The organism is bacterium (genome assembly GCA_036524115.1).
Classification (GTDB): domain Bacteria; phylum JAUVQV01; class JAUVQV01; order JAUVQV01; family DATDCY01; genus DATDCY01.
Genome location: DATDCY010000129.1, coordinates 1 through 8,234, shown reverse-complemented (window position 1 = coordinate 8,234; position 8,234 = coordinate 1). Strand labels below are relative to the sequence as shown.

Sequence of the window (8,234 nt, the reverse complement as noted above, 5' to 3'; positions counted from 1 at the left end):
CATCCGGGTGCCGACGGGGTCGAAGACGATCTGCGCGCGGAGCCGGCGCGCCGCGGCCTCCAGGGCGGGCCTGCGGCCGAGGACGACGGGGCGGCAGGCGTCCCACAGCCGCCGGGACCGCAGCGCCTGGACGACGATCTCGGGGCCGATGCCGGCCGGGTCGCCCATCGTGATTGCCAGGATCGGCTTCATGCGCACCTCCGGGCGGTGGGTGGGGCTAGCGGAGGATCTCTTCGAGCACCCCGATGAACCCGCGCAGCTCGTCCTTCGTCACCACGAACGGCGGCGCCAGGCGCAGCGCCTGCTCCTGCACCGCGTTGACGAGATAGCCGCGCTCCTCGGCCGCGAGCGCCACCGGCTTGGCCGGCACCGAGAGGTCGATGGCCACGAGCAGCCCGCGGCCGCGCACGCCCGTGATCTTCGGCTGGCGCGCGGCGAGCGAGCGCACCTCGTCCTGCAGCCAGGCACCGGTCTCCCGGACGCGCGCCAGCAGGCCCTCGGCGTCGAGCGTCTCGAGCAGCGCCAGCGCGGCCGCGCACGAAACGGGGTTGCCGCCGAAGGTCGAGGCGTGCGAGCCGGGGACGAACGCGCCGGCAGCCTCGCCGCGCGCGAGCATCGCGCCGAGGGCGAGCCCGCCGCCGAGCGACTTGGAGAGCGTCACGACGTCCGGCAGGACTCCCTCCGCCTCGCAGGCGAGGAAGGTGCCGGTGCGGCCCATCCCGGTCTGCACTTCATCGAGCAGGAGCAGCGCCCCGCGCTCGGCGCAGAGTTTCGCCGCGCCGGCCAGGTAGCCGGGCGGCGGCACGCGCACGCCGCTCTCGCCCTGGATCGGCTCCAGGAGCACCGCGCAGACGTCGTCGCCGACCGCGGCCGCGAGCGCCGTCGCATCGCCGTAGGGCACGTAGCGGAACCCCGGCACGAGCGGCTCGAAGCCCTCGCGGTATTTCGCCTGCCCGGTGGCGGTCAGCGCCGCGAACGTGCGGCCGTGGAACGAGCCCTCGGCGCTGACGACGACGTGGCGGGCGGCGCCGTACCGGGTGTGCGCGTGCCGGCGGGCGAGCTTGATCGCCGCCTCGTTGGCCTCCGCGCCGCTGTTGCAGAAGAACGCGCGGGCGCCCGGCACGCGGGCGGCGAGCGCCTCGGCCAGGCGCACCGAGGGGACGTTGCGGTAGAGGTTCGAGACGTGCATGAGCGTCCCGCACTGCTCGCGGATGGCGCGCACGAGCGCCGGGTGGCAGTGCCCGAGCGTGGTCACCGCGATCCCGCCGATGAGGTCGAGGTACGAGCGGCCCGCGTCGTCGAACACGCGGCAGCCCTCGCCGCGCACCAGCGTCAGGCGCGGCGGGTAATAGTTGTCGAGCAGGACCCTGGCGCCCCGCTCCAGCCAGCCTTCGGACATCGCTGACGCCCGCCGGCCTACAGGTGCTTGGTGATCAGCTGGGCGATCTCCTGGCGGGAGTGCACGCCCACGAGCTGCTCCTTGAGCTCGCCGCCCTTGAAGAGCAGCAGCGTCGGGATGCCCCGGATGCCGTAGCGGCCGGCGGTCGCCTTGTTCTCGTCGACGTTGACCTTGGCGATGCGCGCCTTGCCGGCGAACTCGGCGCCCAGCTCCTCGAGGGTCGGGGCGATCATCTTGCAGGGCACGCACCAGGCGGCCCAGAAATCGACGAGGACAGGGACTGCCGACTTGAGGACCTCCTGCTCGAAGTTGCCGTCGGTGGCGGCGAAGGTGTTCTCGGCCATCGTTTCTCCTTTCGTGGGTTGTGTCCGGACAGGTTCTTTTGATCGATCTCCCGCGCCGGCGATTCACGCCGCGCCCCGGAGGCGCCCCGGCCGCGCGGGCAGCTACGCCTCGAGGATCTCCGTGCCGATGCCCCGCTCGGTGAACAGCTCGAGCAGGATCGCGTGCTCGAGGCGCCCGTCGATGACGTGCGTCTGGGACACGCCCCCCTCCAGCGCCTGGAGGCAGTAGTTGACCTTGGGGATCATCCCGCCGGTGATCACGCCCCGCTTGACGAGCTTCGCGATCGCGGCGCGATCCAGCGTCGGCAGCAGCTCCCCGTTCTTGTCGAGCACGCCGGCGGCGTCGGTGAGGTAGACCAGCTTCTGCGCCTTGAGCGCCGCCGCCACGGCCGCCGCCGCCGTGTCGGCGTTGAGGTTGTAGGTGTGCCCCTCGGCGTCGACGCCGATCGGGGAGATCACCGGGATGAAGTCCCACTCCTCGAGCGCGCGCACCACGTCGGGGTCGACGGCGGTGACCTCCCCCACGAGGCCGATGTCGACCAGCTCCGGTTCCGCCGTGCCGCTGCGCGTCACCTTGAGCTTCTTGCGGCGCGCCTGGAGGAGGAAGCCGTCCTTGCCGGAGAGGCCGACCGCCTTGCCGCCGGCGCGCTGGATGGAGGCGACGATGTCCTTGTTGATCTTGCCGGCGAGGACCATCTCGACGATGTCCATCGTCTCCTCGTCGGTGACGCGGTGCCCGTCGACGAACGTCGGCTTGATGCCGAGGCGCTCCATCATCGCGCCGATCTGCGGGCCGCCCCCGTGGACCACGACGGGGTTGATGCCGAGGTACTTGAGGAACACGATGTCCTCGGCGAACAGGCCCTTGAGCTCGGGGCTGACCATGGCGTGGCCGCCGAACTTGATGACCACGGTCGTGCCGGCGAACTTGCGGATGTAGGGCAGCGTCTCGAAGAGGATCTTGATCTTCTCGATCTGCGTCTTCATCGGGACGTCCCCTCACCGCAGCCGGCGGCCCGGAAATCTTAACACTCCCCGTGACGGCGGAACAAGAAGTCCGCACGACCGGAACCGCCGGCGCGATGACCGCGAACTCTTCGTTGCATTGGCGGCACGTGCCCACGCTGCCCGAGTCAGTCGAGTGCGGGATTTTTCGTTCCTGCAAGGCAGCGGGGAAGGGCGCGCGGAGGCGGGCTGGTGCCCGCCGCACAAGCAGCCCGATCCGCCACGCCGCAGGGGCGGAAAAGACCGTTCCCGACTGACCCGGGCGATTGGTTACATTCTGGCGGCGACGGCCTCCCAGTTGACGGCCTTCATGAACGCCTCGACGTAATCGGCGCGCTTGAGGCCGTAGTCGAGCATGAAGGCGTGCTCGAAGACGTCCATGATCAGCAGCGGCTTGCAGCCGGCCGGGTTGGCGACGTCGTGCTCGTTGATCCAGAAGTTGATCAGCCGGTCCCCGTCCTTGTAGAGGCCGACCCAGCCGATGCCGCGCATCGTGCCGCAGGCGCGGAAGTCCTTCTCCCAGTCGCCGGCGCTGCCGAAGGAGGCTGCGAGCGCCTTCTCGAGCGCCGGGAAGGCCGACAGGGGCTTGCCGCCCCCGAGGTTCTCGAAGTACAGCTCGTGCAGGCGCATGCCGTTGAACTCCCAGCCGAGCCGCCGCCTGAGCTCCGCGTACTCGGGGGAGGGGGGCGCCGCGACCTTGCCGTCCTTGAGCATCGCCGCGAAGGTGTCGAGGAGCTTGTTCGTGTTGGCGACGTAGCCCTGGTAGAGGGTGAAGTGGTTCTTGAGGAGCGTCTCGGAGAAGCCCGGCGTGCCGAGGAGCTTCGCGTAGTCCTTCGCCGCGTACGTCATGGTGCGCCTCCCTTGGGTGATGGCCGTCCTGTGGTGCGACCCCTAATATGTAATGCCTCGGCGGGCGGCGCGCAACTGCGGCGGCGCGCGGGCGGGGGAAAGCGATCGGCCTCCTCCAACCTGCAGAACCTTGTCCGGCACGACGCCCTCCCGCTGCGGCCGTGCCGAGGCTGGGGCGGCGATTGAGCTGGCGAATTGCCTTGGCGTATACTGGCCACGAGAGCGGAGCCTGCCCCGGGAGAAGAGTCATGTGCCGATGGGGGAACATTCGTCGGCTGTCTGTTTTCGTGGCATGCGTGGGCTTGTGCGTTCTCCAGCTGACGCCGGTCCCGGGAAGGGCGCGCTCGCGTTCGGAGGACGGTTCCGTCCCCCCCGTCGCCGGTCGCGAAGCGCTTCAGGACCATCGTCCCGGCGAGATGATCGTGCGCTTTCGGGACGATTCTCTGCTGTCGGCGACGGCGGCTCGCCTGGAGGCGACAGGGCAGTCTTTCCAGAGTCTGACCGGGGACCCCTACCTGGACGGTCTCAACGCCCGGTTCAAGGTCCGGCGATTCGAGAGGCTCCTCGAAGAGGACGCGGGAGACGGTCTTCCCCAGGGGCCGGTCACCGTCGAAGCGGCCCGGGCCGCGCTCCATGAAGCCCAGGTTGCCCGCGAGGCGCGGCTGGACCGCCTCGGCAAGGAATTTCCCCGGCGGCTCGACCGCGCCCCCGCAGCGGCAGCGGTTCCCTCGCTGGCCGGGGTCTATCGCGTCGTGTTCGAGGACGCCGGCGTGGACGTCCCGGCCGCCTGTGCCGCCTATGCCCGCGACCCGCAGGTCCGCTACGCGCAGCCGAACCATCTCAACAGGCCCACATTCTCCCCTGACGATCCCTACTATGCCTCGGCGGGCAGCTGGGGGCAGCCGTACGACGATCTCTGGGGCGTCAAGAAGCTCGATCCGGAGCCCGCCTGGGACCTGACCCGGGGGGCTGGCGCCGTGGTCGCCGTGCTCGACACGGGCATCGACTACAACCACCCCGACATCCGGGACAACGTGCTGCGCGACGGCACGGGCGCCGTCATCGGCTACGACTTCAGCGACGGCGACGCGGACCCCAAGGATGTCAACGGCCACGGGACCCACGTGGCCGGGACGATCGCGGCGGCGGGGAACAACGGCGTGGGCGTCATCGGCGTGGCCCCGCTCGCGAAGATCATGCCGCTCAAGATCTTCGACAACGCCACCGATGCCGTCTGCGCAGCGGCCATCAAGTACGCCGCCGATCACGGGGCGGACGTCCTGAACAATTCCTGGGGGCCGACCGGGGCCCGGCCGTCGAATCCGTTGCTGGAGGAGACCGTGGCGTATGCCCACGCCCTGGGTTGCGTCGTGGTCTTCGCCGCGGGCAACGACAGCGCGGACGTCGCGGCCTACTCCCCGAACAATCATCCCGCGGCGATCGCCGTCGGCGCCACCGACCGGAACGACGTCTCCCTGGCCTTCTCGAATTTCGGCGCCAGGATCGCGGTGTCGGCCCCCGGAGGCGGGGCCCGTGACCTGAGCGCCAACTACGGGTACGTGAACATCCTCTCGCTGCGGGCGGAGGGCACCGACTTGTACCAGAAGTTCGGGCCGGGCCTCTTCGCCGTGGGGGGAACCTACTACCGCGCGCAGGGGACCTCCATGGCCGCTCCCCACGTCTCGGGCGTCGCCGCGCTGCTCGCGGCGCTTCACCCGGACTGGTCGAACGACCTCATCGCGGGGCAGATCATCGGCTCCGCCGACCCGGTGGCGTCGGATGTCATGGGGTCCGGGAGGGTCAACGCCTACGCGGCCCTGACGGCCTCACCGCGTCCCTTCGTGAAGTACCTCGACTGCCTCGTCGACGACGACCGGCCGGGCAACAGCGTGAACGGTCAGCCGGAGGCCGGCGAGACGCTGGCCCTGGTCTTCACGCTCAAGAACGTCTGGGCCGCCGCAGGCGATGTCCGGGTCCGGCTCGCCTCCCTCGATCCGGTCGTGACGGTGCAGGATGCCGACGCCGTCTTCGGCGCACTGCGACCCGGGGAGATGAAGGACAACGCCGCGGATCCCTTCGTCGTTTCCGTGAGCCCCGGGGCCGCGCTGGGAGAGCGCTGCCGCTTCGAACTCGAGATCGCCGCCGACGGGGAGGTCTTCAGGAACACCTTCGAATTCCGCCTCCCGCTGCCCTCGAAGCCGGGCTGGCCGGTGTCGCTGACGTTCCCCTCCCCGGCGGGCGCCGATGCCGACGCGCTGCTCGCGGACCTTGACCGCGACGGGGCGCAGGAGGTCCTGCTCGCCGGCGATATGGGGCTGAACGTCTTCAGGGGCGATGGATCCGCGCACGCCCCCTGGCCCCTGGCGGTCTCCGAAGACCCCTTCGCCGACGTGGTACGGATGGCGGCGGGGGACATCGACGGGGATTCGGACCTGGAAATCGTTGTCCTGGTCAGAGAGCCTTCTCGTTGGCCGGGTCAAGCGTCCATCAAGGCGTTTCACCAGGAGAGCGGCCTGCCGGTGGCGGGCTGGCCAGTCTTCCCCAAGTCGGCGCTGGGCCTGGCGATGTACCCCGACGAACTCGCGCTTGCCGACGTCGATGGAGACGGTGTCAAGGACGTCGTCGCGTGCGGTGCGGATTATCCCCCGTGGGTCGGGGTCTTCCGCGGGGATGGCACGGCGCTCCCTGGTTGGCCCGTCGAGCTGTCGGCCCCGGGGTCTTCCGACGGCGGGTTCATCGTCGACATGGGGCTGGCGGTGGGGCGCCTGGATGGCGCGTGGCGCCCCGAAATCGTGGTAACCGCCTCCAGGGAGACGCCGGGCGCCCACCCGGAGCCGCGTCCCAGCCCCCTGTGGGTCCTGCGTTTTGACGGAAAGGCGGTCGCGGGATGGCCTCGACTCGCGCAAGGCAGCCTCGGTGATCCCGTCCTGGCCAATCTCGACGGCGGCCGCGGCCTCGAGATACTCGTCGGCGAGAAACGGCTGTCCGGCTCGAGAACCCACGCCTACAAGCTCGATGGCGGCGAAGTCCCGGGATGGCCCGCGATCGGCAGCGAGGGACCGCTCGCGGCGGCGGACCTCGAGGGCGACGGCAGGACGGAGGTCATCCTGAACGAGGTGACCGCCGGCATGGTCCGCGTAATCGAAGCCTCCGGCGCCGTGCGCTGGACTTTGCCGCTGGGGACGGAGTTTCCCCTTGGAGCGCCGTCCATCGCCGACGTGGACGGCGACGGCGTGCAGGAGATCGTCCTGAGCACCTGCTTCGAGAGCATCGCGGGATCCTGCGTCAGCAGCCGGATCACCGTGCTGAGCAAGGACGCCGCGCCGGTCGCCGGCTTCCCCGCTGGCGAGAGCCGCGGCGTCTATTCCCAGCCCGCCGTGGGTGACATCGACGGCGACGGCAGCACCGACTTCGTCAGCTTCCTCAGCCGGTGGCCGGGGGCGGCTCTGGCGTTCACCAACCACCGGCCCTTCACGTCGCCGCCGGAATGGCCGCAGTGGCGGCGCAGCGCCGCTCGAACCAGCGCGAATCCCAGCGGCTCGCCGCCGGCGCCCCTCCCGGTGGTGAATGACGGCGGCGCCTTCACGAAGAGCGCCGATACGCTGGAGGCTTCGTGGTACTTCCAGCGCAGCGGCGTCGAAGCCGATCGGTTCGCCTACGCCATCGGCAGCGCGCCCGGTCTTGCGGACGTCACGCCCTGGAGATCCGTGGGACTGCGCCTCTCGACGACCAGGGGAGGCCTCGCGCTGGCACACGGCAAGAAGTACTACTTCACGGTGCGCGCCATTGCCGCGGGACTGCCGCCCTTCGAGGGTCACTCCGACGGCATCACCGCCGATCTCAGGGCGCCCGTGCTGGAGAATCGGACCATTGCAGGTTTCGCGATCGGCAAGGCCCCGGCCCTTCGCGCACGGGCGCTGGACGGGGTTTCGGGTGTCCGGGATGTTTCCGTCCGCCTGCGGGCGACGGGCCAGTACGTCTTCGGCGCTCCGCGCGCGATGACCTACGATGCCCTTGGAGGAGAGTACGTGCTCCGGCTGGCTCCGCAGACGCAGCCGAGATGCTGGGAGTACATCTTCACCGCCAGGGATCGCGCCGGCAACGTCCGTCGGTCGCCGGTAGGCACGCTGCGGATCTGGGCGCAATAGCCCCGCCAGGTCCGGACCCCGATGTGGCGGACCAGAGGAGACCTCTGTTGACGGCCACCGGCCGATCGGGCATAGTGCGCCGCGTTGGAAGGCATGGCGCCCGTAGCTCAGGGGATAGAGGTAAAATATGCGCACAATGACTGAGGTCCAAAAAGACAGCACTCGCAACCTGCTCGCGGACATCGCACTGTTCGCGGGGTTGACGCCAACACAACTGGACTGGGTTGCCCAGCGTGCGCATCGCCGTGTGTTTGAAGCAGGGCGCAACATACTGACCATCGAACAGCCGGGGGAAGCGGTCTACATCATTTTGTATGGCACTGTAAAAATCCACATTGAGCAGGGTGAGCGGGACGTGATCATCTCGATCCTGGGAGCAGGCGACCTGCTCGGTGAGATGAGCCTGATCGACAGCGTCGGCCGTTCTGCCAGCGCAGTAACGCTGGAACATAGCCTGATGCTCTGGATGGACAAAGTCTCCTTCAGTTA

Annotated in this window: 7 protein-coding genes; 2 read left to right on the top strand and 5 right to left on the bottom strand. The window is 69.6% G+C overall.

All coding sequences use genetic code 11. The features are described 5' to 3' along the window. From VI078_05945 to VI078_05925, 5 genes are all read right to left on the bottom strand, one after another. On the bottom strand, positions 1-192 hold a 192-nt coding region (locus tag VI078_05945; GenBank protein HEY5998831.1), incomplete at its 3' end, for a 4-hydroxythreonine-4-phosphate dehydrogenase PdxA. Positions 193-217: 25 nt separating this feature from the next. Further along, positions 218-1,399: an acetylornithine transaminase gene (locus VI078_05940; protein HEY5998830.1), complete on the bottom strand. Its 1,182-nt coding sequence runs from the start codon at positions 1,397-1,399 to the stop codon at positions 218-220. 17 nt (positions 1,400-1,416) lie between these two features. Continuing rightward, the gene (trxA, locus tag VI078_05935; GenBank protein ID HEY5998829.1) at positions 1,417-1,743 is read right to left on the bottom strand and encodes a thioredoxin; all 327 of its coding nucleotides are present in this window, start codon (positions 1,741-1,743) and stop codon (positions 1,417-1,419) included. Positions 1,744-1,845: 102 nt separating this feature from the next. After that, positions 1,846-2,730 (bottom strand): acetylglutamate kinase, encoded by an 885-nt coding sequence (gene argB, locus VI078_05930; GenBank protein HEY5998828.1) that lies wholly within the window; start codon positions 2,728-2,730, stop codon positions 1,846-1,848. A 288-nt stretch (positions 2,731-3,018) separates the two neighbouring features. Beyond that, the gene (locus VI078_05925) at positions 3,019-3,597 is read right to left on the bottom strand and encodes a Fe-Mn family superoxide dismutase (protein HEY5998827.1); all 579 of its coding nucleotides are present in this window, start codon (positions 3,595-3,597) and stop codon (positions 3,019-3,021) included. 422 nt (positions 3,598-4,019) lie between these two features. Between VI078_05925 and VI078_05920 the strand changes: the two genes are divergently transcribed. Next, positions 4,020-7,745, top strand: coding sequence for a S8 family serine peptidase (locus tag VI078_05920; GenBank protein HEY5998826.1), 3,726 nt, complete (start codon positions 4,020-4,022; stop codon positions 7,743-7,745). 136 nt (positions 7,746-7,881) lie between these two features. Next, the coding region (locus tag VI078_05915) for a cyclic nucleotide-binding domain-containing protein (protein HEY5998825.1) at positions 7,882-8,234 on the top strand (353 nt) is incomplete at its 3' end.